Source organism: Streptomyces sp. NPDC024698 (assembly GCF_055559015.1).
The window spans coordinates 120,338-146,324 of the sequence record NZ_JBVHLK010000004.1; the positions used below are offsets into that span (position 1 = coordinate 120,338).

Sequence of the window (25,987 nt, forward strand, 5' to 3'; positions counted from 1 at the left end):
GGACGGTGAGACGTCAAGAGGGTTGGGCTTACATGTACCAACAAGTTGCGCGAGTGCGTCATGATGGGGCTATGACCAAGCAGCCGAAGTACCGGCAAGTCGCCGACATCCTGCGTCGCGAGATCGACAACGGCACCTATGCGCCGGGGGCGCGGCTGCCCTCTGAGAACGACTTGCAGCAGCGGTTCGACGCGTCCAGGAACACGGTCCGCAACGGCCTAAGTCTGCTGGTCAGTGAGGGCCTAATCACGTCTAGCCAAGGGCTGGGGTACGAGGTCAAGTCACACGAGGTGTTCGAACTGAACGCATCTCGCTTCGAAAACCTGACCTTCCCGCAGAACGGCGATGCCTACAGCACAGACGTCACGAACGCCGGGCGTCGGCCGCATCAGACCTTCCGTGTGGAGATGCTGCCGGCGTCAAGCGACGTCGCTGAGCGGCTCAAGGTCCCCGCAGGCACGAAGGCCGTATTGCGGTTTTGTCATCGCTACGTTGACGACGTCCCGTGGTCCACACAAGCGACCTACTATCCGTCGTGGCTGGTCGACGTCTCGCCGCGCTTGGCTGAGCCGGGAGACATCGAGGAAGGTACGACTCGCTATCTCGCATCGCGAGGGATCGAGCAAGTTGGATACTTCGACGAGATCGCCGCTCGGATGCCCACGCCGGAAGAGGCCCGCCTCCTGGAAATCGGAGCTGGAGTTCCCGTAATGATCTGGACGCGAACGGGCTATTCGGCCGATCGCCCGATTCGGTGCACGATCACCACGTTCCGGGGGGACCTGAACCGCATGAATTACGAGATCGGCGAACTGTCCGCCCGAAGTGAGAACGCGTGATCATCACTGCCGCAGAATCGCACGACGTGACCAAGCTGCTTGCCTTTCGTGAAGAGGCTGCGGCGTGGCTGAGGGGTCTCGGGTCCGATCAGTGGAGCCGCCCGTACCCTGCTGACAAGCTTCTGGCCACCATTGAGGCTGGCACTGTATTCATGCTCCGAGACGGTCATACAACTGCGGGCACGATCACGCTCACCCCGGACGCGGAGGCGGGGCTCTGGACGAACGACGAACTCATTGAGCCGTCAATGTTCGTCAACAAGCTCACCGTTGCTCGGGAGTACGCCGGGCAAGATCTGGGTGGCAGGCTGCTCGACTGGGCTGGCGATCGCGCGCATCGCGCAGGTGCACAGTGGCTCCGTTTGGATGCCTGGACGACGAACGCGGCACTCCAGCGGTACTACCTCGCGCACGGCTTCAGCCACGTTCGTACTGTCCGTGAGGGCGGCGCAGTGAACGGCGGGCCCCGCGTATCTGGGTGGCTCGCGCAGCGTGAAGCACGGTCGGCGGATCACGGCTTCACAGACCGGGTCCCTGCTCCCCAACGACTCCGGTTCGCTGCATGAGTTGAGCATCACTGGACCCCAGCTCGTTGACCGAGGTCCAGGAGGCATCAAATCAGTCGATCAGGGCTTGCCGTTCGTGCGCTGGAGGGCTCTGGCTAGCTAACTGCCTAATCCGACGCCGAGGACGCAGGCGACATCGAGTCGTCCCCACGGGGAGCTGGCAAGTCTGCGGCTGGCTCCTCTAGAACATCGTCGTCGCTCGGCAACAGGACTGCTGGCGTGGCGTTGGCGTCCTTGCGAACCAGATACTGGGGAGTCGGCAAGTCTGCGGCCGGCGCCGCTAGAACATCGTCGTCGTCCGGCAACAGGACTGTTGGCGTGGCGTTGGCGTGCTTGCGAACCAGATACTCCAGAGCGTGTTCATCCGTGGACTGGTAGTCCAGCCTGTCGCGGTAGAAGTGCAGTCGTTGCTTGCACTCTTGGAGCACTTCACTCCACTCGCGGACCCACAGTCTTGCGCTAGAGCCGATTGCGCCAGCTTGGCCGGGCGGAAGATTGGGCTGACAGGTGAGGCCCTTCAATACATCGTCCATCGTGTTTCCGATGAGCCAAAAATCCCAGTTCGCCTCGGTTCCTCGAAAGCGCTCGTCTGCGACGATGGTGGCCGCATATTTCGCGAGCTGGGCGTATTCCGTCATTCCCAGCTTGACGCTTGGACGTTTCAGTTCCACAACCAGATGGTGAGGCTTCTGCACCCACACAGTGGTTTTAGACAGCATGAGGTCGACCCTGCCAGCGCTTCCATCTAGGAGGCGCACATTCGTATCTTCAGGTTCGGGAGCGCGTAGGATAGACAAGTGCTTTCGGAGCACCTCTGACAGGCCGCGCTCACTGACCATGAGTGAATACTCTTCGCCGAAAACCCATGACTCGTTCTCCAGGATCTTGTGTAGCTGATCCCTCTCCCTCGTCACCTTTTTCGCGGTAGGTTCGAAGAGTAGAATCTCCAGAGCCCGCAGGAAGTCAAGGCGGTCGGTGACCTCCGTAGAAGTACGGATGAGAGACGTCAAACTCGTGCGCTTCAAGAGGAGGCCAAGCTCCTCTTTTTCCTGTCGTGTAAGGGAGAAGAAGCGTTCAAGGATTTCAGGTGTCTGATCAGGCTTGGCGGCCAGTGTCTCTTTCAGGAGGCCGAGCGTTGCCTTTCTAGCGCTTCGAGCTTTCGGGATGTGTTTGGCGATGGTAGTCGCGACCGTATCGAATGCGTCCCGCTCGGTAATCTCCGTGGGTTCAATTGGCTCTCCGACGTACGGGTACACCTCTTCCCTCTGCCACTCTAGGACCTGTTCGCGACGCCGGTCGTCTACCCTGCTCCGAAAGTGCTCGCGGAGTCGTCCCCGAGCTTCCTCGACCACTGCTGATGCTGGCGAGTCCTCGTCCCAGTCGACGAGTGCCAGATCTTGCGGGCGATCTTCGAACCCTTTCCAAGACAGATAGGCCGTAAAGTTGAACCCAGGTGCTTGAATTTCAGGGCGAAGCTTCACCAAGGGCATTCGCCTTGAATCGCATAGCGCTAGCTCGCGTGTCACCCCTTTGCGCCACTCAATCACCCTGAGTTCTGGCGCGGGGAGATCATTCACTGCGCTAAGAGTGTAAATGGCTGAATGGACCTGCACTTGCCCGGGGTCCACCCGGATTCCATCGTAGACGACTGTGGTGTCGGGGTAAGTTTCGAGATAAAGGGCAAACTCGGTAGTAAGGGACGCGACTACCCGGGCGGTGTTTAGCAGGCGATCCAGATGGGGGACGGATCCCCAAGCGTCAACACTGGTGCCTGTTTCTTCTGTGGTGACTCCGATCGTTTTAATCGAGTAGTCGCGCATAGCTAGGCGACTTGCTTCGATCCGGGTTTCTACATTGCCGTCGATTCCATTTCCGATGGTGGTCCACCGTACGCTCTGCCCCAGCGCAAAAGCTCTGACGCGCCCTTGGCCGTTGCGGCCGTGCATGGCGCGCCGTTTATCGGTGGAGACCAGCGCAGTTTTCTTCCACGAGCCGCCCAGCTTGTCGAAATAGGATTCGCAGGACTCGGAAGGCATTCCGTGGCCGTCATCTGAGACCGTCACTTTGCTGACGGCGTCAAATTCATTCCGTTCGATCTCTACAGTTACTTTCGTTGCATCCGCGTCTAGGGAATTCCAAATCAGCTCAACTACAGCGCCCACTGGATCGTTCAGCTTTGCTACGCCCTCGACATGGTCCTGCTCGACTGTGAGCGTGATGCTTCCCATGGCCCCTCCCCTGACGCAGGGTCAAGCGGCAGCATCGCCGCTCTGACTACAGTCAGTATCCGCGCCCTAACCCGCGATGTGAACACCGCGATCACTAGGAGGTTCCGGGGTCCTGCTAGGCCGCCGCGAGCGAACCTTGCATGCGAGGCTGACTGGCTGTCGGCCAGTCTCAGTTTTAGTCTCGATTGCTGCCCAATCCGGTGCGGTTCAGGTTCGTCCGTGAACGTCCGCCACATCGCCTGACCTGCGGCGTGAGCGATGGACGGACGCTCCTGGATCGCTGTGGACCAAGCCCGGACAGCTTGTAATGCGTAGGTCGTCGGTTCGAATCCGACAGGGGGCTCTCTTGCAAGCCCAGCTCAGATGGTGTCTGAGCTGGGCTTTTGCGTTCCGTGGGTGCGGCGGTGCGGGCGGGAAGGTGTCTCCCCTGCGGCGCATGGCGTCCTTCGAGAGGCGCGAACGGCCTTTGACGTAGCGGTGGGTCTGGCTGATCCGGGTGTGCCGCAGGATCTCCGCCCCGGTCGGCATGTCCACCCCCTGCTCGTTCAGGATCGCGCCCGCTGTGCGGCGGCTCCCGTCGTGGAGGCGACGGTCACCGATGCCCGCTTCCGCCGGCGGCTCGTCGTCCTGGCCCGTCGTGGCCATGGCGTTCGCGCTGTCCTCGCCCGCCGCGACGCGGACCGCGCCCTCGGCATGATTACTGAATGTAGCTGCTTGAATATGCCGAGTGACTAGTCGTGACGTGTACGACGCCTGTGACTAAGGAGAGAACCCTCATGCGACACATGTTCACCAAGGCGGTCGGCTTGGCCGCCGTCGGCGTGCTGTCCTTCGCCGCGGCACAGCCCTCTCAGGCCGGCACCCTCAGCCACCAGCCGGCCCGCGCCGCCGCCGAGGCCCCCGCGTACTTCGTGATGACCGACCACACGCGGGAGGAGTTCGTCATCAAGCTCACGAAGAGCGGGGACATCGAGCACGCCCGGGAACTCGTCAGCGGCGAGACCACCGACCGGCCTCACGTGATCACGCGGATCGTCAAGCGGACGGCCGCCTACAACCCGCGCTGGAGCTTCCACGCCAACCCGGACACCACCCAGTTCTTCGACAACGCCATCGAGGTCTGCGACGCGAACATCCCCTACGTCGAGGACCACCTCGACGAAGCCGGAGGCGCCTTCCTTCCCGGCCTGGTCTGGTGCGACTGGGACTCCCGCATCATCAGGGAGATCCACGCCCCATAGGTGACCGACCGGGCCGGCCGGCGCCGTACACCGCACGACGTCCCGCCCCACGCAGGACTGTTCGGGCCGGCCGCGAAGGCCGGCCCGACCTTTGAGGTCGCCGCGAGCGAACGGGCTCTCGGGATCCGGTGGTCAGGTTCTGACCGTCAGGTACTGCCAGCCGCCCCACGTGCTCACGTTGGTGGTGTCCTTCGAGCCGTGGACGTATTCCGAGCGCACCCGGAACTTCTGGCCGACCGCGTGGGAGAGGCTCAGCCGCGCCGCCACGGCGCTCTTGGAGCCGAGCGTGAAGCAGCCCGAGGTGCTGAGCGTGTGCCAGGCACCGCTGTAGTACTGCTGGACCTGGAAGTGCACGCACTGTCCGGACTTGTTCGGCGACACGGTCGTGGTCACCGTCGGCTGCACCGTGTGGTGGTAGACGCGGTAGGTGGTGCCGCTGTACGTGGTGGTCGTGTAGGAGCCGCTCAGGGTCTGCGCGATCTTCACCTGGTCGCTCACGGCGCGGGTGGCCGTGGCCGGGGCGTAGCGGTAGTCGCCCGCGTAGGACGCGGTGAACGTCGTGTTGCCGACGAGCTTGTACGTGGCCGTCAGGTTGCCCTTGCCGTCCACGGTGCCCGTCTTGACCAGCGTCTTCCTGCCGCCGGCGGGCGTGGCGTAGAGCGAGACCGTACGGCCGTTCTCCGTGGTGCCCAGGTGGGCGGTCACGGTGGCCGTCGCGCCGTACGCGTAGGTCGTGGCGTTGGTGGTCAAGGTCAGGCTCGTCGTGGCGCGCGAGACCTGGACAGTCGCGGAGGCGGTTGCCGCCCGGTGGCGGGAGTCGCCCGCGTAGTCGACCGTGTAGACGTTGGCGCCGCCGATGGTGGGGGTGTCCTTGACGGTGATCGTGCCGTCGGCGGCCACGGGAGCCGTCCACGTCACGGGCGTCGTGGTGTGCGCCGCGTCCGTACGGGTCACGGTGACCTTCTCGCCGCTGCCGTACGGGCCGACGCTCAGCACGGCGCCGAAGCTCAGCGCCTTGCCGCGCGTGGCGGTCGTGGGGGCCTTCAGCGTGAGCGCCGGGGCGTAGGGCGAGACGGTGAAGCTCGCGTCGTTCGAGACCGGCTGGTGCGTGATGTCACCCCCGAACGACAGGCGGTAGGTGAACCATCCGGCCGTCCCCGGGGCGTCGGCGACCGTGAACGTGCCGGTGGCCGGGTCGAGCGGGGCCGCGGGGAGCTGGACCGACTCGTGGGTGTCCTCGTTCGTCCGGGTCACCTGGACGGTGTCGCCCTGGGCGAAGGGGCCGCGGGTCAGGTCGGTCATGACCGTGCCGGTGAAGGCCACCTTGTCCGGCGCCAGCGAGCTGAACTCCGCGAACGGGCCGGAGGTTGGGACCCTGGACACCCACACCTTCTGCGAGGTGGTCGCGGGCCGGTGCGTCGCGTCGCCGCCGTAGGACACCTCGTAGGTGTACCCGCCCTCGTCCTGACGGGTGTCGGTGATGCCGAACGAGCCGTCCGCGCCGACCGTGGCGTCGGGCAGAGGAGCGCCGTCGCGGGTGACCTTCAGCGTGGCGCCGGCCGGTACGAAGCCGTGGCCGCCCACCGTTCCGTTCACCGTGAACCGCTGGGCGGGGATCGCGTACGGCGACGGGGAGTTCAGGGTGAGCGTGGTGTCCGTGAGCTTGGCGTCGCCGAGGACGGCGAGGGCGTAGGACCCGTTGTCCTGGGTGACGGCGTAGAGCGTGCGGCCGTCGGCGCCCCAGGCGAGGCCGTCGGGGGCGACGGTGCCGGCCGGGAAGGCGACGTGGTTCTCGGCGAACTGGTCGGCCGCGTAGAGGTAGGCGCCCGCGCCCGAGCCCGCGGTGCTGCCGAGGGCGATCGTGCCGTCGGAGTCGAACGCGACGGAGTCGGGGGAGGAGTTGACGCCGCCGGTGTAGTACACGTACGGCTTGACGGCGCTGAGGTCCGCCGTGCTGTACACGTACACGGCGGCCGACTGCGGAACGAACAGCTTCGTGCCGTCCGGGGTGATCTGGACGGGGCCCGTCGCCGCGCCGCCGAGGCCCATGTCGACCTTGAGGGACGGGGTCCCCGAGGCGACGTCGTAGGTGGCGATGTGGGTCGTGTAGGAGTGGGCGTCCTGCGCCGCGTTCACCGCGAGCACCCCGCCGCCCGTGCTGAGGAGGGGGGCGGCCGGCCAGTGCGGCATGACCGGCTGCGGGGTCGGCACGGGGTCGGCGGCCGAGGGGTCCACCGAGCCGACGGTGCCCTTGCCGTCGTCGGCCGTGTAGCTGTACCAGACCTTGCCGCCGGCCACGGCGACGGAGACCGGAGCGCTGGCGGTGCCGGTGCCGAAGCGGCCGGTCTCGGTGAGCGTCGCCGTGTCGACGGCGGCGATCGCGTCGCCGTCGGTCAGGGCCGCGTACAGCGTCCTGCCGTCGGCGGACAGCGCGAGGCCGTCGGCGCCCTGCTCAGCGTCGATGGTGGTGACGACGGCGCCGGACAGGTCGGTCACCACGATGCCGGTCGTGCCGGCGCCCTGGCTGAGGAAGACGTGCTGGTGCGCGCCGTCGACCACCACGTGGGCGTAGTGCGACAGCGGCAGCGCGGCCCTGGTGTCGCCGTCGGCCCAGGCGACAGGACCGGTCAGACCGACGGCGGCGGTGGTCAGACCCGCGACGACGGATATCGCCGCCGCGAGCGAGACCTGCTTGAGGCGCATGGGACTCCTGGAGAGGGCGGACAGACTGCCGTACGGCCACGCCTGTCGCTGCGAGAACGGCCGGCAGGGGGGTGCCGGACACGCGTGAGACCCCTGACCTCTGCGTTTGGTTGTACCGATGCGTCGTGATGTTCGGGGACTCAGACCGTGAACGTGACCGCTTCCAGCCAGCGGTCGTTCTCCAGGGCGCCGCCGAAGACGTAACCGGGGCGGGCGTCGGCGCAGCCCTGGGCGCCCCAGTCGAAGCCGTGCACCTTGGCCGTCTGGCAGATCCGGCCGCTGCCGATGTTGATGGCGAAGCCCGACATGACGGGGGCGCTCTTCTTCGTGCTGCCGATGTAGTTGTTCCTGCCGTCGGCGATCACGGCCGTCCAGTGCGGTTCCCAGGTGCCGCGTCCGTCGGTCGAGCCGGGCTTGTGGACGAAGGCGTTCGCGGCCGAGCCGCCGCCGCCGGACACCGCGATGTTGAGGGCCTTGATCGGACTGTTCCGGCCCGACGTGCCGGCCATCGTGCCGTCGCACACGGGCTTCTGCCAGCCCTGACCGGAGACGTAGGCGCGGTAGCAGACGTGCCGCCCCGAGGGATCGTTCCGGGCGAGACGGTTCACGGCGGTGGCGGCGGTGTCCTGGGCGGGCTTCGCCGTCACCGTGGCCCGTGGCGGCCTGGCGGTCACGGTGACCGTGACCCCGCCGCCGCTCGCCGGGTCCTTCGTCGCGCCGGAGCCCTCGGACCCCTTGGACCCCTTCGCGCCCTTCGGCTTCTTCGGCGTGGCCGACGGCGAGGCCGAGAGGCCGGAGGACGGCGAAGCGCTCGCGGACGCGGTGGACACCGGCCCCGACCTGCCGGCCTGCGGGCTCGCGCTCGTCTCGTCGCTCGACCGGGCGGCCTCCTCACGGTGTCCGCCGTCCTGCGACCCGCCGGTGCCGAGCATCACCAGCGGCACGATGACGAGAGCGGCCGCGACGAGGGCCACCGGGCCGACGACCAGCGGCCTGTGCAGCAGCCCCGGCCCCTTGTACTCGTCGTCCGACTGACGTGCCCCGGCCCGGCGGACCAGGTGTGGAGCGGGGCGGGACTCTGGGGCAGGGGCAAAGGCTGGGTCGGAGGCGGGGGTCGGGACGGGGGGTGGGGGCGGAGGCGGTGTCGTGGACTCCCGTCGGCGCTGCTGCTCCAGCGTGTACGCCTCCATGTCGAAGTCGTCGTCGTCATCGACCTCGGCTTCGTCGTCCCCGTAGTCCTCGTCGGCCTCGACCTCGGCTTCGTCGTCCCCGTAGTCCTCGTCGGCCTCGGCCTGGGCCGTGTCCTCGTCCTCGGCCTCGCCGTACGGATGGTCGTCCCGCTCGGCCTCAGCTTCGGCTTCGGCTTCGGCCTCGGTTCCGGTCTCCGGAGTCGTCGCACGTCTCGGTGGTGCCGGGGCCGCCGGCTGTTCCCGCTGGTCCACGAGCGTGCTCGAACCGTCCGGGTCCACCTCCACGGACGCCACGTACCCCGCGGCGGGGTCCGAGATCGTGGCGGTCACGGTGGTGCCGCGGTCGCGTGCGTACCCGTGCAGCGTGTCGAGGATCGCGGCGTCGACCGTCACCCCGTCAGCCGACGGTACGGGCTCGCCGTCGATGGCGGCCGTGCCGTCGCCGGAGATGACCACCGCGAAGCCGGGGGCGGGGGCCGGCTCTTCGGGCACGGCGGGTGCGGCCCCCGTGGTCTCTTCGGGTGTCTGTTCGCCTCGGCTCATGGCGCTTCCTTCCTGACGTGTCCGGCCGCGTGGCGCCTGCCGGGCCCGTCGCCTCGGGTCCTCGTAGCGCAACGGGATCCGCCCGCGAACGGTTCAGATCCAGGACGGATCGAGACGGAACCGGAAGAGATGTGTGGCCGCTTGCACACACTCAACGCCCCTTTGTGGAATGGGGTGTTCAGTAGAGTGCGGAGAGTGAACGCCTATGAGGAATCCGTGCGTTTCGCGGTGCTGGGGCCGGTTCGGGCATGGCGTGGTGAACGGGAGGTCGACGTCGGTTCCCCGCAGCAGCGGGCCGTGCTGGCGGCGCTGCTGCTCCGGCGGGGCCGGCCGGTCATGCTCGGCGAACTCCTCGACGCGGTCTGGGGCGAGGACCCGCCGGCGGCCGCCGTGTCGGTCGTACGGACCTATGTGTCGCGCCTGCGCAAGGGTCTGGAACCGGAACGGGACGCGGCCGACGCCCCCAGCGTGGTCGTCTCGGTCGGTGACGGATATCTGCTGCGGATTCCCGAAGGGGCGCTGGATCTGGGGGTGTTCGAGCAGCGGGTGGCCGACGCCAGGAGACTGGTCGCCGCCGGTGATCCGTCCGCGGCGGCGGATCTGCTGCACGCAGCGCTCGGTGACTGGCACGGGGCCGCGCTGGCGGGAGTCCCCGGACCGCTGGCCGAGTCCGAGGGTTCCCGGCTGGACGAGCAGCGGCTGGCCGCGCTGGAACTGCGGCTGGACGTCGACGTGGAGCTCGGACGTCACGGCGAAGTGGTCGCCGAACTGGTCTCGTTGACCGCGAAGCACCCGCTGCGGGAGGGGCTGTGCCGGCTGCTCATGCTGGCGCTCTACCGGTCCGGGCGGCAGGCCGAGGCGCTGGCCGCCTACCGCGCGACGCGCGGCACCCTGGTGGCCGAGCTGGGCATCGAACCCGGCGCGCCGCTGCGGGATCTGCACGACCGCATCCTGGCCGCCGATGTCTCCCTGGCCCCTGGCGCCTCCCTCGGCGCGGGCCCCTCGCGCGCGTCCGAACCCGAGCCGTCCGCGCTCCCGGCCCCGCCCGCCGTCCCCGCCCACGCGGCGACTCCGGCCCAACTGCCAGCCGATCTGCCCACGTTCGTGGGCCGGGAGGCGGAACTCGAACGCGTACGGGCCCTGTTGCCGCAGGGGGCCAAGGCTCCCGCCGCGGTGGTGATCGGCGCGATCGGCGGCATGGCGGGGATCGGCAAGACGACCCTGGCCGTGCACTGGGCCCACGAGATGACCGACCGCTTCCCCCACGGACAGCTCTACGTCAATCTGCGCGGCTTCGATCCGACCGGCGTCGTGGTGACGCCGGAGGACGCCATCCGGACCTTCCTCGACGCGCTCGGTGTCCCCCCGATGCGCATCCCCGCCAGTCTCGACGCCCAGGCGGCGCTCTACCGCAGCATGCTGGCCCGGCGGCGGGTGCTCGTCCTGCTCGACAACGCCCGTGACACCGAGCAGGTCCGCCCGCTGCTGCCCGGCTCTCCCGGCTGCCTGGTCATCGTCACCAGCCGCAACCAGCTCACCGGACTGGTCGCCGCGGAAGGGGCGTATCCGCTGACACTCGACCAGCTGACGCCCGCCGAGGCGTACGACCTCCTGGCGCGCCGCCTCGGCGCGGGCCGGCCGGCCGCCGAGCCACGGGCGGTGGACGAGATCGTCGAGCGGTGCGCCCGGCTGCCGCTGGCGCTGTCCATCGTCGCCGCCCACGCCGCCGCGCACCCCGGCTTCCCGCTCAGCGCCATCGTCGACGAGCTCCGTGAGAGCCACGGCAGTCTCGACGCCTTCGCCGGGGGCGACGATCTCACCACCGACGTACGGGCCGTCTTCTCCTGGTCGTACAGGGCGCTGTCCGCTCCGGCCGCGCGCCTGTTCCACTTGCTGAGCCTGCATTCCGGGCACGACATCTCCGCGCCCGCCGCGGCCGCTCTCGCCGGGCTCGCGCCCCGGGAGGCCCGCGGCCTGCTGGTCGAGCTGACCCGCGCCCATCTGCTCATCGAGCACTTTCCGGGCCGCTACACCCTGCACGACCTGCTGCGCGTGTACGCCGCCGAACGGGTCCGCGTCGAGGAGACGGCGCGGGAGCGGGACCGGGCGGTGGAGCGGCTGCTCTCCTGGTACCTGCACAGTGCCGACGCCGCCTACCCGCACATCACCCCGCGGCGGCGCCGTATCCCCCTCGATCCACCGCCCCCGCTGTGCCGGCCGCGCGCGTTCACGACGCACGACGAGGCCCTCGACTGGTGCGAGAGGGAACGGGGCAACCTGGTCAGCGCGGTGCACCAGGCCGCCGCCTCCGGGCATCCCGGCATCGCCTGGCGGCTGCCCGCGGTGCTGTGGGGGTTCTTCTACCTCCGCAGTCACATGCACGACTGGCTCGACACGGCCGGGGTGGGTCTGGCCGCGGCCCGCGCCGCCCACGACCGCGAGGGCGAGGCCCAGGGGCTCGCGGACATGGCGGCCGCGCTGCGCAGTTCGGGCCGGTTCGACGAGACCATCGCGTACCTGCACCGGGCGATGGCCGCCTACGAGGTGCTCGGGGACGACGACGGCACGGAGTCGGCGGTGGCCAACCTGGGCGACGCCTATCTCCAGTCCGGGCAGCTCGACGAGGCCGTCGAGTACATCCGGCGGGGCCTGGACTTCGACCGGGTCGTCGGCGGTGCCTGGGGCGAAGGGATCGCGCTCAGCAACCTGGGCGACGCCTATCAGCGGCTCGGCCGGTTCGACGAGGCCGTCGCGATCCTGGACCAGGCGCTCGTCGTCCTGCGCGCCAACGGCAACCGGTGGGTCGAGGGCATCGCCCTGGACATCCTCGGCACCGTCCACCGCCGTCTGGGGCACCACGAAGCGGCGGTGGCCCACTACCGCCGGGCGCTCACCACCCACCGGGACATCGGCAACCGCTGGGGAGAGGGCCACACCCTGGGCAACCTCGGGGACGCCCAACTGGACGCCGACGAACCGGAGGCCGCGCGCGACAGCTGGCGGCAGGCCCTGGCGATCTTCGTGGAGTTCGACCATCCGGACGCCGAGAAGATCCGCGCGCGACTCGACCGTCCGCAGGACGGGCCGTCCGACGCCCGCGCCACGGAGGCCGCCGAGCCGGAGCGGACCGCCTGACATACGTCTCCCTCGGTGCCGTGGGGTTCACCCGCACAACGGGGTGCGGGCGAGGACGGTTCAACCGGCGCCGGATGTCACGCGTGCCGGACCGTGCGCGGGGCGGGCGCGCTCTGTGCAGTGGACGACGGGCCGACCGCCCTGGACCGCGCGGGCGAGCCGGGGCTCCTGGAGGCCGAGGACCCGGAGAAGGCGTCGAGCGAATGGCTCAGGGCCCGATGACCGTCACCGGTGATCGGCGAGGGTACGAGGGCGGAGCCGGACGGGGACACCGGATCTGCCCGGCCGGGCGGAGGGGACACGGGGGCCGCCTGGCTCAGCAGCGGGGAGACCGGGGTCGCCGGGTACGGCAACGGGGAGACCGGAGTGGCCGCGTACGGCAGCGGGGAGACCGGAGCGGCCAGGTCCCGCGACGGGGACTCCGAGGACACCGGGGGTTCGAGGCCGGAAGGAGTGGGGAATGGGGCGCCGTTCCCCAACCGCACCTCCTGCGCCGCGTGTTCGGAGTGCTCGGCGTGCTCGGCGGAGAGGAAACCCTGCCCGTCCACGACGCTGTTCGCACGGGGGACCCAGCCGGCGCCGGTGGTCCGCTCCGCCAGCGCGGTGCGCTCGGCCTCCCGGAAGCCGTGCCCGTCGGTCATCTCGTCCGGCTCGGGGGCCCCGAAGCCGGTCCTGGGCGACGGGGGCGTCATCTCGATCGTCGGTACGTCCCGGCTCCGCGCGGGGCGCTCCCACCGCGACCCTGGTGGGACGGGCGGCCCGGGCGCCTCCCGCGCCATCTCCCTCTCGTAGGCACTGGCGGCGCAGCGCGCGACGAGCGGCATGCTCTCGGGGGACCTCTCGAACGCCTCCCGGTACTTCCTGTCGTTCCTGACGAGGTCCAGGACCGCGTCCTCGAACGCCTCGCGCTCGTGCGCCGGCAGTTGGAGGATGCGTTGTTCGAGGAGTGCCATGCCCTCGTGCACGCGACGCCCGGGGCCGGGTTGTCCGGGTTGTCCAGGGCCGGGATGCCCCGATCCGGGGTGCTCCGGGCCGGGCCGCGGTCCGGCTTGGTCGTTCCCCGGTGAGCCGCCCTGCCCGAGACCCGGCCCGAGACCCTGCCCGCCGCCCTGTCCACCGTCCGGCGCGGAGCCCCCGCCACCCTGCCCCGGGCGCGAGCCGCCCAGCAGGGGACGCATCAGGCGTCGCAGTTCGGCGAGCAGCCGTTGCCAGACGCTGTCCGCGTCGGCCGGACTCGTCCCGCCGCGCCCTTGGTTCCGCAGGCCGTACTCGGTCTTGAGCAGCTCGCGCGCCAGCCGGGCCGGACGGGCCGGGCTCCGGGGAGCCACGTTGTCGATCGCCACGGTGCCCCTCATTCATGTCGGAAGATCGAAGAGTCGGAAGATCGAAGAGTCGGAAGACCTGAGCGTCGGAAGACCTGAGCGTCGGAAGGTTCGGAAGGCCGGGAGGTCAGGCCCCGCGCAGCTCGAAGCCGCTCGGCAGCGGCAGCAGGCCCGGGGGCAGCGGAGCCTCGGGGAACCAGGGGGCGCCGTCGGCCGGGCGCCGCGGGGCCGCACGGTCGTAGCACGCGTTCGCGGCGGGCGCGGACCGGCGGCGTGCGAGCAGACCGTGTGCCGCGAAACGCCGTGCGTGGGTGGCGGACATGGGCGTACCTCCGGACCTCTCGGCCGTGCGGCGTCGGCCGGGTGCCGACACGGGTTCGGGAAGCACAACGGGCCGCAGGCGCGAGGCAGTTCAATGGCGGGCGCCGGCGACCGGCGGACAGCCGCGATTGAACCCCCCGGTGGTACGCCCCCGTTGTGCCCACGACTGGGTGACGCGCGTACCGGCCGGGGCATTGCGACCGGAGGAGCGGCACCGGCCGGGGCAACGACGGCCGGGCAAGGCAGCACCGGGGAGAGCGGCACCGGAGAGAGGCGGCGGCACCCACACCAGCGCGCCAGCGACGCAGGAAAGGAAGTCCGCACATGCCACGGAGCGACCAGGGCTCGGACAACGAGTCCTTCACCACCGCCGAGAGCGGTGGCTCCACGATGTCCTACACGGCCGCCGCCGGGTCGTCGACCTTCCAGTCGAACACCACCCCGCCGCCCGGCCGGGTCACCCCGCCCGGGGTGTCGGTCACGCCGCCCGGGGTGTCGGCGAGTCCGGAGGCCGTGACGGCCAGTCCCGCGGTCAGTCTGGCGGCCACCCCGCCGGCCAGCCCGCCGCCGCCCCTGCCGGCGACCGACCCGCCCCTCCAGAACCCGGTGGGCGTCTTCGACGTGGAGGCGCAGACCTTCCTCGCGGCCGACGCCCAGAAGGGTGCCGTGTACCGGTGGAGCCAGAACGCGCAGGAATGGCTCAGCGAGAACCGGGAGCACATCAAGCGCTTCGCCTTCGAGGCCGTCCCGCTGGTCCTCCAGGCCGCAGGCAAGGGTGCCGACAACAACCACCTCAACATGGCGGGTGTCGGGCTGGCCGGGGTCAAGAACGCCGCCTACATGGTCCAGGCGGGGGTGAACTACTACAACACCGGTGAGAAGGCGTATCTGGCACAGGGAGCCGCCGCGGCGGTGGGGATCGGCGGTGCCGTGGCGTCCGGCTACGGCAACGACACCACCCTCCCGCAGTCCAGCCAGAACAACTGGCAGTCGGCGGGAGCGGCGTTGCAGGCCGGGTCCGCCTCCTGGAGCTACAGCTCCCCGACGGCGCAGCAGTCCCCCGCGCCCGCCGATCCCGCCGTGGGCTCCAGTACGACGGTGAACCCGACATCCGTACCCGCTCCCACGGCGCCGACGGCGTCGTCCTCGTCGCTGCCCGCGGACCAGCAGCAGTCGCCGATCCTGCCCGCCGGGAGGCCGATGGTGGGACGGCAGGACTCGGTCGCGACGGGTGTCTCGACGGGATCGACCACGAGCCGCCCCACACCTGTGCGCCGGACGACGACCATGGTCCAGCGGACCAACACCACGAACGGCGGCAACGGCAACGGCACCGGCCGTGTCCGGGGCAGCAGCTGAGCACCTCCCGTGCGCACGGCGGCGGCCGCCGGCCGGGGAACCCTCCGGCCGGCGGCCGCCACCGGTCCGGCGCCCCCTACCTCTTGCTGGGGCCGCCGGGCTTCTTCTTGTACTGATCGCCCCGCACCCACGCCGCGAGACCGCCCCCCGACTTCGCCTCCTTCGCCTCCCTCTTCGGCTCCTTCGTCTTCTTCTTCGCCGACGACGAGCTCTGCGCCGGGGCCTCGGACGGAGGGCTGGGGTTCCTCGGGACCTGGCTCAGGGGCTCTCCGAAGTCCGAGGACGCCGAGCCCGTGCTCGGGGTGTTCCGCTGCGGGTCGCTGTACGAGGGGTGGTACGCCCCGGTGTTCCCGACCGGCGACGGCGGATAGGCGAACGCGTCCTCCTGGACGGGCGACTCGCTCTGGGGGAAGTACCCCTGGCCCGTGCCCGTCGGCTGGAGGGAGTAGGTGTACAGCGGTTGCTGGGTGCGCAGGCCGCCCTGCTCGAAGTGGTCCCCGACCGCGGGCGTTCCCGCCGTGGGGGAGTAGTCCCCCGTCGGGGAGTACCGCGCGGCGGAGGTCCCGAGGTCCATGGTGGACATGCCCTGGGAGAGCTGGGCGCCGTAGTCCGGGGTGCCGGGCCAGGCCGAGGTGCTGGCCCTGCGCCGCTGCTCCTCGTGGAAGGCCGTGAGCTTCTGGTCCAGGGAGTGGACGGCGGCCTCCTGGGCCCGTAGTTCGGCCCGCACCGCCTCCACGGTCGCCTCCCGGCTCGCCCCTTGCAGAGAGGCGTTGGTGTCCGCCCTGGTGAGCTGACGGGTCACCACCCGTGAGAGATCGTCCGGGCTGTCCGCGCCCGCCGACCTTCCCGTCGTGGGGTCCGACAGGACGACGACCGCGCTGGGATCGTCGAACGCCTTGTGGAAGGTCTTCAGCGAGAGGCCGCTGGCCGTGCTGTCCTGGGAACTCGACGAACTGGCCGAGGCCTTGCTGGCGTTGCGCGCCTTCTCCTGGTTGCGCCAGCGGTTCTGCTTGTCCGCGAACTGAGGGTCGTCCGGCGAGGGGATCTGGTCGAACGAGCCCTGCGAGTGGACGTTGTACGTCGCCCTCGTCTCCAGCGACCACGCCCCCGACTCCTGCGAGTCGTTCCTGAAGCCCATCACCTTGATGTGCAGGTCGGAGACCAGACCGGCCTCGATCCGGGCCTTCAGGTGCGGCCACTCGTACTTCGTCAGCACGCTGTTCTCGACCCGGCCGCCGAGCATCACTCCCTCGACCCTGCCCAGCGTGCCGTCCACGTAGTGGTTCGACATGTACGTCCAGAGCTCGGCCTGGACCGGGGCGTCCGACCATCGCTGGAACCCGCAGTCCTTGCCGTTGAAGAGTTCTCCCGGGGGCGAGACCTCCAGGATCATGCCGCCGGCCTTCGCGGCCTCCCGGGCCGGATAGTACGGTTCCGTCTTGCTCCACAGGTACTTCTTCTCGAAGGTCTCCCGCGCCTTCGCGTCCCTCAACTGGTCGAAGTTCTTGTCCCGCCTGTGCGCGCGCCACCAGTCCGCCGGGACGTGCAGCGCGTTGAGCCGGTCGAACTGGGCGATCAGGTCGGTCGCCGCGCTGCCCGCCCACTGAGGGCCGGGCGTGTGCCCCTTGTTGAGCCACAGGCCGTTCAGGTGGAGCTGGTCCATGTAGCCGTCGAAGGCCTGCATGAAGGCTTTGTCCTTGTGCAGGCCGTACTTCTTCAGGCCGGCCCTGATGTCTGCTTCGTCGGACCTGAATTTCGTCTCGTCGAAAAGCGCCATCGTGCGGTCCTCCTCGCCGGTGACGAGTGACTGCCGTTCACTCGCGCTGTCGAGCCGCCGCCCGGACCGGTCCCTCCCGGTCCGCCCCGGCGGCCGTGACAACTGCAACGGGCGCCGCGTCCGGGCGGTTCAACCCGTCCCCGGGACCGGCGATCCGCCGGATCCGTGAACCCCGTACGGCACGCGCGCGTTGTGTGCCCGGACGGGAGACCCGGGCCTCGCGCCCCACGGCCTCGCCGACCACAGTCCGACGCGGCTCGCACCGCCCCTCCGGAAGGAGTGCCATGACCGTCCAGACGTCCGAAGCCGAGCAGGCGGCGGTGCCGGAGACTCCGGCACCGCCCCCCGCCCCGAAGTTCATCCTCTATCTGGAGGCGCCGGAGTACGGCCGGGCGCTGCGCCAGCTGACCCTGTGGGTCCACCATGTGCTGCTGCCGGTCTACGGCCGGGAGGTCACCTCCCTGGCTCCGTGGTGCTCGCGCTGGTGGGAGCACCCGGAGGCGGTCGCCCAGCTGCACGGGCTGTGGCTCGCCTGGGGGGAGCTGAGCGACACCGGCTCCGATGCCGGTCCGAGCGGTCCGGCCGCCTGGCACCGGGACTACCTGGCCCCGATCATGCAGAACCTGAGGGACCCGTCGGGGGTGTTCGCCGGCTGCAAGCCCGGCTCGCACCGCCCGAAGGAGGTGCCCTCCGTCGACGCCGTCGACCCGTTCGGGCCGTCGCCCGGAACACCGCGGGCCCAGGGCTGACGGGACGCGTCCAGGGACGCGGACGCCTTCACGGGCCCGGCACGGGTGAGGGGCGGACCGCACCGGTCCGCCCCTCACCCGCGTCCGTGCCGCGGTTCAGGCGTCCGGCCGGACCACTCCGAGGATCTCCATCGACGCGGCCGGGGAGACGTACACCCAGCGGCCGGGGCGGGGAGCCTGGATGATCTTTCCGCCACCGATGTAGAGGGCCACGTGGCTGGCGTCGGAGAAGTAGATGATGAGGTCGCCGGGCCGCATGTCCTCGACGGGGACGTGCGGCAGCCGCCGCCACTGCTCCTCCGAGGTGCGCGGGATCGGGTGGCCCGCCGCGAGCCAGGCCTGTGAGGTGAGGCCGGAGCAGTCGAAGGAGTCGGGGCCCTCGGCTCCCCACACGTAGGGCTTGCCGAGCTGGCGGGTGGCGAACGCGATCGCCTTTCTCCCGGCCGGGGTGGCCTCGGTGCCGACCTTCTTCAGGATGCCCGTGCCCACCCATTTCGCCTGGGCGCTGTCGGCCTCCTTCTTCTCCAGCGCGGCGATCCGCTCGACCTCCTTCTTCTCCAGCCGCGACTCCAGCTTCTTCGCGGCGGCGATGTGCTTCTCGATCGCCTGCCGTTCGGTGTCGCGGGCGCCGCGGCTCGCCCGCAGCCGCTTCAGTTCGGCCGCGGCCTGATCGGTGCGGGTCCCCAGGTCCTCGCGGGTGGTGCTCAGGGCGGTCAGCACCCCCTGGGTGGCCTGTTGCGCCTGCCGGGCCAAGGAGGCGTTGTCCAGGGCGCGTTCGGGGTTGTCGGAGAGGGCGAACTGCATCTCGGCGGGCAGGCTGTCCCCCCGGTACTGGGCGCGGGCCGCCGCCCCCGCCAGGGAGGTGAGCCGGTCCAGCCGTGTCTGGGCCGCCTCGATCCGCGACCGCAGCGCGTGGACGCGTTTCTCCTGCCCGGTCACCTTCTCGTCGGCGGCGTCGTACTTGTTGGTGGCGACCTCCGCGTCGTGGTAGAGCCGGTCGAGTTCGGCGCGTACCTCGGTGAGGGTGCCGGGATCGGCCCGGGCCGGCTGCGGGGCCGTCGCCATCAGGGCGAGGGCCAGGGTGACGGTCGCCGCCGTCCGCCGGCCGGGTGCGCGCACGGTCCGTGTCATCTGTGCCGAAGCTCCTTCCATGGGCGTCGCACGAGGTGTGCGGGGCGGGGTCGTTCCCACAACGGGGCGGTGGCGTCCGGTGGTTCAAAGCGCGGGTATGAACCGGTGGGGCGCGCGCCCCGTTGTGCGTCCCAGGTGCGGTCGGCGGACGAAGGGATCGGTATGGGCGCGGAGTTGGTGCTGCTGGCGCTGTGCACGGGGTTCGGCCTCGGCTTTCTGGCGCTGGCGACACGGTCGGCGCTGGGGGCCATGCGGCTGTCGCTGCGCGGACTGCGGGTCATGGGCCGGGTGACGTCCCGCGGCGCCGCGGACCGGCGATGGGGCGGCGTCGTGGTGTTCCCCGACCAGCTGGGGCGGGGGCTGGTCCTCGACCCGGGGTGGCGGGGGCCGTTGTGCGGACTGCCGCCGGTCGGCGGCAGCGTGCCCGTGGTCTACACGCGGAACCGGCCGGCCACGGCCAGGCTGTGGACGCTGCGCCATCTGCTGGCGCCGTCGTTCGGATGGTTCCTGTCCTCGACCCTGGCGTTCGCCACCGGCGTCGTGGTGTCCTCGTGAGCCGTGGTCCGGCCGGGTCGCCGGACACCGGGCGGGCGTCGGGCGGCCCCGGGCGGGTCGACGAGCTCGACGTGCTGCGCGGATTCGCCCTGTTCGGCATCCTGCTCGTCAACGCCCAGCTGATGGCGGGCCCTTACACGGCGTTCGGCGGCCCTCCAGGCGCCTCGGCCGCCGACCGGGCGGCCGCGTGGGCGGTGACCGCGACGACCACCGTCTACCAGCTCTTCTCCTTCCTGTTCGGCTACAGCTTCGTCCTGCACCGGCGGGCCGCCCGGCGGGCGGGCGCCGTCTTCCCCGCGCTCCATCTGCGGCGCACGGCGGGGCTGTTCGGCCTCGGCCTCGCGCACGCGGTGCTGCTCTACCCCGGCGACATCCTGATGACGTACGCCGCCCTCGGCCTGGTCCTGTACGGGCTGCGCGACCTCACGCCCCGGGCCGCCGTGCGCCTCGCGGCCGTCCTGGTGGCGGGACTGGCCGTGCTGCTGCTCGGCTACGGGCTGCTGACCGTCGCCCTCACCCGGCCGCTCACCCCGGCCGCGTACGCGCCCCGGGTCGCGGACAGCGTGGCCGCCTACCGGGGCGGTGCCCTGTCGGTGATCGGGGCGCATCTGCGCGAGCTGCCCACCGCCCTCGGCGCCAACCTGATGTACGCGCCGGACATGCTGGCCGCGTTCCTGGCGGGACTCGCGGCGGCCGGCACGGGACTGGTGGAGCGGCGCGGGCGGGACCGGCGATGGCTGCGCCTGACCCTCGCGCGGTGGCTGCCGGTCGGCCTGGCCGGCGGGGTCGTCACCGCGTGCTGTGCGAACGGGCCCCTGGACAGCCGGTGGTTCCTGGTCGGGCACGCGGTGTCGCTGCTGACCGCGCCGGCCCTCACGGCGTCGTACGCGTGCGCCGTGCTCCTGTCGGCCGGTGCCGTGCGCCCGGCGGCGCGCGTGCTCGCCGCCTCCGGGCGCATGGCGCTCAGCCACTACCTCACCCAGTCGCTCGTCCTGGCCCTGGTGTTCACCGGCTACGGCCTCGGGCTCTACGACCGGGTCGGCACCGCCCTCGTCCTCGCGGGCTGCGTGCTGCTGTACGGCCTCCAACTGGCCCTTGGGGCCTGGCTGATGAGCCGGGTCCGCTACGGTCCCGCCGAACTGCTGCTGCGCACGCTCACGCTGGCGCGGCGTCCCGGCCGGGTGCCGGCTTGCCCAGACTCACGCCCGGCAGCGCCCGTTCGGCCGCCCGCCGTGTGATCGCCTCCGTCTCGGCCTTCGCCGCCGCCGAGATGGCCCCGGCCCCGGGCTCCTTGTACCAGGGGCGCAGCCGGATCAGGGCGGGCCTGACGCCGGTCGTCAGGAGCAGCGCGGTCCCCTTCGGCAGGGCGCGGATCCGGTCGGGGGGCAGGACGGCCTCCTGGCGGTAGGAGTACGAGCGCGAGGTGCCGTCCTTGCTGCGCGAGACGCTCGGGGTGCGTACGTCGTGCTGGCCGACGAGGGTGGAGATCTTCTGGACGAAGTCGGCGTCGTCCAGGCCCGCGCCCAGCAGCTTGACGGTCGCCGCGCTCCACAGCGCGTCCATGCCGACCTCGCCCCACACCCGGGCCCCCTGACGGTAACTCTGGAGCAGGGTCACGACGTTGATGCCCCGTGAGCCGAAGTGCGAGTACAGGTCGGGAAGATCGGAGATGCGGCACACGTTCGCCGCCTCGTCGAGCACCGCGGTCAGCGGCGGGTCGAGGCGTCCGCCCATGCGCTCGGCGGCCACGACCCCGGCCCGCATCGTCGCGTCGGCGAGCCCCGCGATGACACCGGCCGCGGAACCGCCGCCGTCCTTGGACAGAAGATAGAGCGTGTCGTTGCCGAGGACGTGCCGGTCGGGACGGAACTCGGGAAGGTCGGGGTCGGGGGTGACCCAGGCGAGGATCTCGGGGTCCAGGAGACAGGAGACGGTCTGCCGGGCGGTCTCGTAGATCCCGTCCCGTGTTTCCACCGCGCCCCGCACCGTGCCTTGCAGCTGCTCGGCCATCGCGACGAGTCCGACCTCGCGGAGCAGGTCGACCGGGGTGCGGTCGGCGGGGTCGGCGAGCCAGCCGAGGAGCTCGGTCAGCGGGGTGCGGCCGCGGGCGGCGGCGAGGAAGAGCGCGGTGAGCGTGTTCTGCGCGGCCGAGATCCAGAAGTCCTTCTTCGCGGTGTCGTCGTTGACGGACGCGACGAAGTGGCCGGCCATCCGGCGGGCGCCCTCGATGGTGTGGCACTCGCCGAGGATGTTCCACCACATCGCGCGCGGTGTGTGGGCGATGCCCTGCGGGTCGAACGTCCAGACCGTGCCCGCCTTCGCGCGTTCGGCGCGGGTGACGGCGTACACGTCGGACTTGTTGGACGTGAGCAGGACGGCGCCCTGGGCGCGCAGCACCCGGGGCACGGCGATCCCGGTCGACTTGCCGGCGCGGGGCGCCATCAGATCGAGCTCCACGTCCTCGTAACTGCTGCGCAGTTCGGGGCCCTTGGGCTCCAGGTCGCCGAGGAGGTTGCCGGTCTCGTCCGGGTGCACCTGGTCGCGGCCCTTGAGGCCGGGGCGCAGTTCGCGGGCGCGGGCCTCGATGCCCTTGGGGCACATGGCGGCCAGTTCCCGCCGTCCGGCCAGGCCCTTGGGACGGGCGGACCGGTCCATGAGGAGGTGGACGAGCAGGACGACGGGCAGCGTGACGAGGATCAGCAGACCGAGCATGCCCGCGTAGACGGCGGCGGCCGGAGCGTCGGGCCACAGCGCGCCCGGTCCGCCCGAGAGCAGGCGGGTGGCGGTGGACAGGGCGAACGGCGGTGCCGCCCAGCCGCCGCCGGAGAGTCCGGCCCCGAGGGTGCCGCCGGACCAGGCGACGGTGAACACCAGCAGACCGGTGCCGGCCACGGCGACGACGGCCCACGGCAGCAGGTCGTGCGGGTCGCTTCCGCCGCGGGGGGCGCTCACGCGGTCCACCGCCCGGCGGCCGCCTCGGTCCCGGGCGCCCCGGGTGCGCCGGGGAGTCCGTGGAGGCCTTCCCGCGCGGCCCGTGCCACCTGTTCGGCGGCGCGGGCGGCGGCCTTCTCGACGGCGTCCTCGTTCGGCGTCCAGCGGGTGTTGGTGTTGTGCAGCCGGCGCTCCGCGTCCGTGATGGCGACCTTGATGGGGATGCCGGGACGGCCGCCGACCTTGATGAGGAAGCGGCCGCGGCCCGGCGGTTCCTCGTTGTCGCCGTTGACGCCCCAGCCGGGCGGCGACGACCAGGACGAGACGAGCTCGATCTCGCGCCGCGACAGGCCGACCACCTTGCCCAGGTCCTCCATCTCGGTCTTCGGCAGCCCGGCGCACACCACCATCCCGGCCCGCTCGACGAAGCCGCGGGCCTTGGCGCGGTCGGCGTCGGTGCCGAGGGCCTCGGCGTCCTTGAGGGTGTGGGTGATCTTCGCGTCGCCGAGGCCGAGCGAGCGGTTCAGCCGGGTCAGCGCGTCGATGCGGTCGACGATGCCGGAGGCGGCGCGCAGCGGGCGCCACAGCTCGTCGAGGACGGTGAAGAACCAGCGCCTGGGCGCGAGTCCGGCGTCCGCGAGGGCGTGCGAGGCGGCGACCGTGCCGAGCCCGTCGGACCAGGCGGCGAGCATCGCGGCGGCGGTCAGCTGGGTGTCCGCCTCGCCGATGCCGGAGATGTCGATGCACACGGCGGGCGCGGCGGGGTCGATCCGGGTGGACGTCTCGGAGGCGAAGGTGTCGCCGAGCGGGCCGTCGAGGATGCCGAGCAGGGAGCGGTGCAGCGGGTCGACGGCGTCCCGGTAGCGGGCGTCGTCACCCCGGTCGAGGGTGACCGCGCGCACCCGGGGCGGGCCCTCGGTCAGCACCCGCAGCACGTCGGGCAGCAGCACCGTCCGGCCCTCCGGGGTCCGTTCGCGCAGATGGTGCAGGACGGCGGAGAGCACGGACTGCTCGTGGTCGTCCATGGGACGGCCGCGGACGATGGTGATGAGGGCGGCGACCATGTTCAGCACACGGCCGTGGGCCTCGGCCTTCAGGACCTCTCCGGCCTCGCCGCCGATCTTCGCGGCGGCCTCGCCCATGGCGCCGGGGTCCAGGACGTTGATGCCGCCCCGGCCGCGGCCGATGGAGATGACCTGGCCGCCGAGCGCGCGGACGGTGTCGGCGTAGTCGGGCTTGAGGTCGCCGAGGACGAGCGGGACGACACCGGTGGCGGCGAGCCCGATCAGCATGCGGTTGATCAGGGTGGACTTGCCCAGGCCCGGCATGCCGAGCATGAACAGGGAGGGGTTGGAGATGTAGCGGGCCCGGGTGAACCAGTTCAGCGGGTCGCCGCAGACGGTGGCGCCGGTGAACAGGTGCTGCCCGAGCGGGACCCCGGTCATGGGCGACCCGGAACCGGCGGCGAAGGGCCACATGCCGCACGCCTGCACGGTGGTGGCACGCCACATGGTGGGCGGATCCATGTAGCCGACGCGCCCGCCGCCCACGCCGTACCAGCCGCGGTGCGGGACGAAGAGCTCACGGGGTTTCGCCGCAGCCTTGGACGCCTTCTTCGAAGCACCCGTCGAAGCACCCGCCGAAACTCCCTTCGGAGCCCCCTGCGACGTCTCCTTCGGCGAGCCCTTCGAGGCCCGCTTCGTCAGGGCGCTCGCCGTGCCGCTTCCTCCCTCGGCGCCCCCGTCCGCGGCCGTGAGAGTCTGCCGCTCCTCGGCCAGCCGGTCCGCCCGTTCGGCCTGCTTCTGCTCGCGCCGGCTCACAGCGCCTCCTGGAGTTCGTGCGGGACGAGGGTCTGCTCCCAGGGGAGGATCCCGGCGGGCAGGGTGCAGCTGAACGCCGCCGCCTGCATCCGGTCGGCGGGCCGCATCAGCACCCGGGACGCCGCCGTGAGGTTGCGGACGGTCACGCTCGCGTCCGCCAGTTCCTCCATGCTGTCGACGGTGACGGTCAGCATCAGCGAGAACTCCACGAGACCGGCGCCCGAGGCCTCCTCGTTGGCGGTCTGCTCCGCCGCCCTGACCTCGGAGGCCGCGCGGGCCTGCACCATGCCCTTGCCGGACGAGGCCATGAACTGGGCGCTGCGCCGGTCCGCCTCCACGATGCGGGCCGAGGTGGCGGGGTCGATGGGCCGGTAGACCAGGGCGACCCGCTTGCGGCGGGTACCGGGGGCCGCCTCCAGCATGCCCCGGAGCACCGAGGAGCGGATGGTGCCGCGCGGCGCCAGGGTCAGCAGCCAGGTCCGGGAGACACCGGAGTCGTGCTGGTAGCTGTTCACGGTCTCGACGGCGGCCGCGGGGCCTGCGTCGTCCCACTCCAGGCCCGTACCGCCCTCCTGGGCGCGGGCGTTGAGGACGTCGGCGGCGACGGCGGGGTCGTAGGCGACCCGGACGACCTCGGCGATCCGCTCGGCGGACAGCGGATAGGCGGCACCGCCTCCGGCCGCGACGAGCCCGCTGAGCAGGCCCGGGATACGGATCGCGAGATCGGAGATCACGTCGGCCTTCTTGCGCCGCTGGCCCGGCGGGACGCCGTAGGTCAGGGTGACGTAGGTGTGCATCTCGGAGGACGCGCTGGGGTACCGGTCGACGACCTCCTCCATGACCGCGCGGGCGGCCGGCGGGGCGTCGGGGTGGATGCGGGGCAGCACCTCGTGGGCGAGCCGGGTGCCCGGGTCGGGGGCGGTCTCCACGATCACGGTGGCGCCGCGCAGCCCGGGTTCGTGGGCCAGCCGCGCCAGCCACTCGCCCCACAGCGCGACCCAGACGTCGACCTGGTCCGGGTCGATGAGCGAGCCGCCGTCGGGGTCGCAGCCCAGGACGATCGTGTACAGGTTGCGGACCGGGTGGTGCAGGACGCCGAAGGGACGGTCGTAGGCGTCCCGGCCCTCGGTCGCGGAGACCTTGTTGAGCAGGCCCGGCGGGCGGAACCGGCCGCCGGGGCGGGCGGACAGCGGGCCGGAGACGTAGAGGTGCGCGCCCTTCGCCTTGCGGCGCCACCAGCCGATGCGCAGGGTGATCAGCTGGTAGACGTTGCGCCCGTCCTGGGTACGGACGGCGAGCGGCACCAGGAACACGACGGTGGGTACGAGCACGACCAGCGCCGCGTACAGGGAGATCAGCGACGCGAGCAGGGTGACGATGAGCCCGCCGAAGACCCCGAAGGTGCCGACGAGTCCGAGCGGTCCGAGCCCCGGCCGTCGTGGCCTGCGCCAGTTTCCGTAGGTCGGATGGATGACGGCTTCGGACATGGGTCCGGTTTCCCTTCGCGAGGTGACGGGGGTCGGGCGCGGCGCGGTGGGACCGCCGGGTTCCCGCGGGGGGAGCGGGAACCCGGCGGC

The 25,987-nt window shown here is 71.1% G+C and carries 18 protein-coding genes and 1 pseudogene; 8 read left to right on the forward strand and 11 right to left on the reverse strand.

Translation table 11 applies throughout. The features are described from left to right. Positions 1–71 precede the first annotated feature (71 nt). On the forward strand, positions 72–839 hold the full coding sequence (locus tag ACZ4AA_RS11530; RefSeq protein ID WP_467599260.1) for a GntR family transcriptional regulator: 768 nt from the start codon (positions 72–74) through the stop codon (positions 837–839). Further along, the gene (locus ACZ4AA_RS11535) at positions 836–1,405 is read left to right on the forward strand and encodes a GNAT family N-acetyltransferase (RefSeq protein ID WP_467599262.1); all 570 of its coding nucleotides are present in this window, start codon (positions 836–838) and stop codon (positions 1,403–1,405) included. Before ACZ4AA_RS11530 ends, ACZ4AA_RS11535 begins: the two co-directional genes overlap by 4 nt. A 107-nt stretch (positions 1,406–1,512) precedes the next feature. Here ACZ4AA_RS11535 and ACZ4AA_RS11540 read toward each other — a convergent pair whose 3' ends face one another. Then, complete coding sequence (locus ACZ4AA_RS11540) at positions 1,513–3,633, reverse strand: ATP-binding protein (protein ID WP_467599265.1); 2,121 nt, start codon at positions 3,631–3,633, stop codon at positions 1,513–1,515. A 399-nt stretch (positions 3,634–4,032) separates the two neighbouring features. Then, positions 4,033–4,245, reverse strand: a pseudogene (locus ACZ4AA_RS11545) (tyrosine-type recombinase/integrase); the annotation flags it as partial. Positions 4,246–4,409: 164 nt separating this feature from the next. On the opposite strand from ACZ4AA_RS11545, the gene ACZ4AA_RS11550 reads away from it, so the two are divergent. Beyond that, positions 4,410–4,874, forward strand: coding sequence for a BP74-related protein (locus ACZ4AA_RS11550; RefSeq protein WP_467599267.1), 465 nt, complete (start codon positions 4,410–4,412; stop codon positions 4,872–4,874). Between the two features lie 132 nt (positions 4,875–5,006). Here the strand turns inward: ACZ4AA_RS11550 and ACZ4AA_RS11555 are convergent, their stop codons facing one another. Beyond that, on the reverse strand, positions 5,007–7,577 hold the full coding sequence (locus ACZ4AA_RS11555) for a hypothetical protein (protein WP_467599270.1): 2,571 nt from the start codon (positions 7,575–7,577) through the stop codon (positions 5,007–5,009). 140 nt (positions 7,578–7,717) lie between these two features. Then, positions 7,718–9,310, reverse strand: a complete 1,593-nt coding sequence (locus tag ACZ4AA_RS11560; protein WP_467599273.1) for a hypothetical protein — start codon at positions 9,308–9,310, stop codon at positions 7,718–7,720. A 195-nt stretch (positions 9,311–9,505) separates the two neighbouring features. Between ACZ4AA_RS11560 and ACZ4AA_RS11565 the strand changes: the two genes are divergently transcribed. Further along, entirely contained in the window at positions 9,506–12,445 is a 2,940-nt protein-coding gene (locus ACZ4AA_RS11565) for an AfsR/SARP family transcriptional regulator (RefSeq protein WP_467599276.1), read from the forward strand. Between the two features lie 77 nt (positions 12,446–12,522). On the opposite strand, the gene ACZ4AA_RS11570 is transcribed toward ACZ4AA_RS11565, so the two are convergent. Together ACZ4AA_RS11570 and ACZ4AA_RS11575 are read right to left on the reverse strand one after the other, a co-directional pair. Further along, positions 12,523–13,788, reverse strand: coding sequence for a hypothetical protein (locus tag ACZ4AA_RS11570; protein WP_467599279.1), 1,266 nt, complete (start codon positions 13,786–13,788; stop codon positions 12,523–12,525). 106 nt (positions 13,789–13,894) lie between these two features. Further along, positions 13,895–14,089 carry a hypothetical protein gene (locus tag ACZ4AA_RS11575; protein ID WP_467599282.1) on the reverse strand — a complete coding sequence of 65 codons (195 nt, stop codon included), beginning with the start codon at positions 14,087–14,089 and terminating at the stop codon, positions 13,895–13,897. A 323-nt stretch (positions 14,090–14,412) separates the two neighbouring features. On the opposite strand from ACZ4AA_RS11575, the gene ACZ4AA_RS11580 reads away from it, so the two are divergent. Further along, on the forward strand, positions 14,413–15,447 hold the full coding sequence (locus ACZ4AA_RS11580; RefSeq protein ID WP_467599285.1) for a hypothetical protein: 1,035 nt from the start codon (positions 14,413–14,415) through the stop codon (positions 15,445–15,447). 76 nt (positions 15,448–15,523) lie between these two features. On the opposite strand, the gene ACZ4AA_RS11585 is transcribed toward ACZ4AA_RS11580, so the two are convergent. After that, positions 15,524–17,224, reverse strand: a complete 1,701-nt coding sequence (locus tag ACZ4AA_RS11585) for a hypothetical protein (protein WP_467599288.1) — start codon at positions 17,222–17,224, stop codon at positions 15,524–15,526. A 284-nt stretch (positions 17,225–17,508) separates the two neighbouring features. On the opposite strand from ACZ4AA_RS11585, the gene ACZ4AA_RS11590 reads away from it, so the two are divergent. Then, entirely contained in the window at positions 17,509–17,973 is a 465-nt protein-coding gene (locus tag ACZ4AA_RS11590; protein ID WP_467599291.1) for a DUF4913 domain-containing protein, read from the forward strand. A 96-nt stretch (positions 17,974–18,069) separates the two neighbouring features. On the opposite strand, the gene ACZ4AA_RS11595 is transcribed toward ACZ4AA_RS11590, so the two are convergent. Continuing rightward, on the reverse strand, positions 18,070–19,104 hold the full coding sequence (locus ACZ4AA_RS11595) for a C40 family peptidase (RefSeq protein WP_467599294.1): 1,035 nt from the start codon (positions 19,102–19,104) through the stop codon (positions 18,070–18,072). A 162-nt stretch (positions 19,105–19,266) separates the two neighbouring features. Between ACZ4AA_RS11595 and ACZ4AA_RS11600 the strand changes: the two genes are divergently transcribed. Both ACZ4AA_RS11600 and ACZ4AA_RS11605 read left to right on the forward strand, forming a co-directional pair. Further along, the gene (locus tag ACZ4AA_RS11600; RefSeq protein ID WP_467599296.1) at positions 19,267–19,659 is read left to right on the forward strand and encodes a DUF3592 domain-containing protein; all 393 of its coding nucleotides are present in this window, start codon (positions 19,267–19,269) and stop codon (positions 19,657–19,659) included. Beyond that, positions 19,656–20,897, forward strand: a complete 1,242-nt coding sequence (locus ACZ4AA_RS11605) for a DUF418 domain-containing protein (protein WP_467599299.1) — start codon at positions 19,656–19,658, stop codon at positions 20,895–20,897. The genes ACZ4AA_RS11600 and ACZ4AA_RS11605 overlap by 4 nt, the downstream gene beginning before the upstream one ends. Here ACZ4AA_RS11605 and ACZ4AA_RS11610 read toward each other — a convergent pair. The 3 genes from ACZ4AA_RS11610 to ACZ4AA_RS11620 form a co-directional block, all read right to left on the reverse strand. Continuing rightward, a complete protein-coding gene (locus tag ACZ4AA_RS11610) occupies positions 20,815–22,611 on the reverse strand; it encodes a type IV secretory system conjugative DNA transfer family protein (RefSeq protein ID WP_467599301.1) in 1,797 nt (598 codons plus the stop codon). The genes ACZ4AA_RS11605 and ACZ4AA_RS11610 overlap by 83 nt on opposite strands. Beyond that, positions 22,608–24,116: an ATP/GTP-binding protein gene (locus ACZ4AA_RS11615; protein ID WP_467600311.1), complete on the reverse strand. Its 1,509-nt coding sequence runs from the start codon at positions 24,114–24,116 to the stop codon at positions 22,608–22,610. Before ACZ4AA_RS11615 ends, ACZ4AA_RS11610 begins: the two co-directional genes overlap by 4 nt. Before the next feature lie 290 nt (positions 24,117–24,406). After that, a complete protein-coding gene (locus ACZ4AA_RS11620; protein ID WP_467599304.1) occupies positions 24,407–25,897 on the reverse strand; it encodes an SCO6880 family protein in 1,491 nt (496 codons plus the stop codon). Positions 25,898–25,987 lie beyond the last annotated feature (90 nt).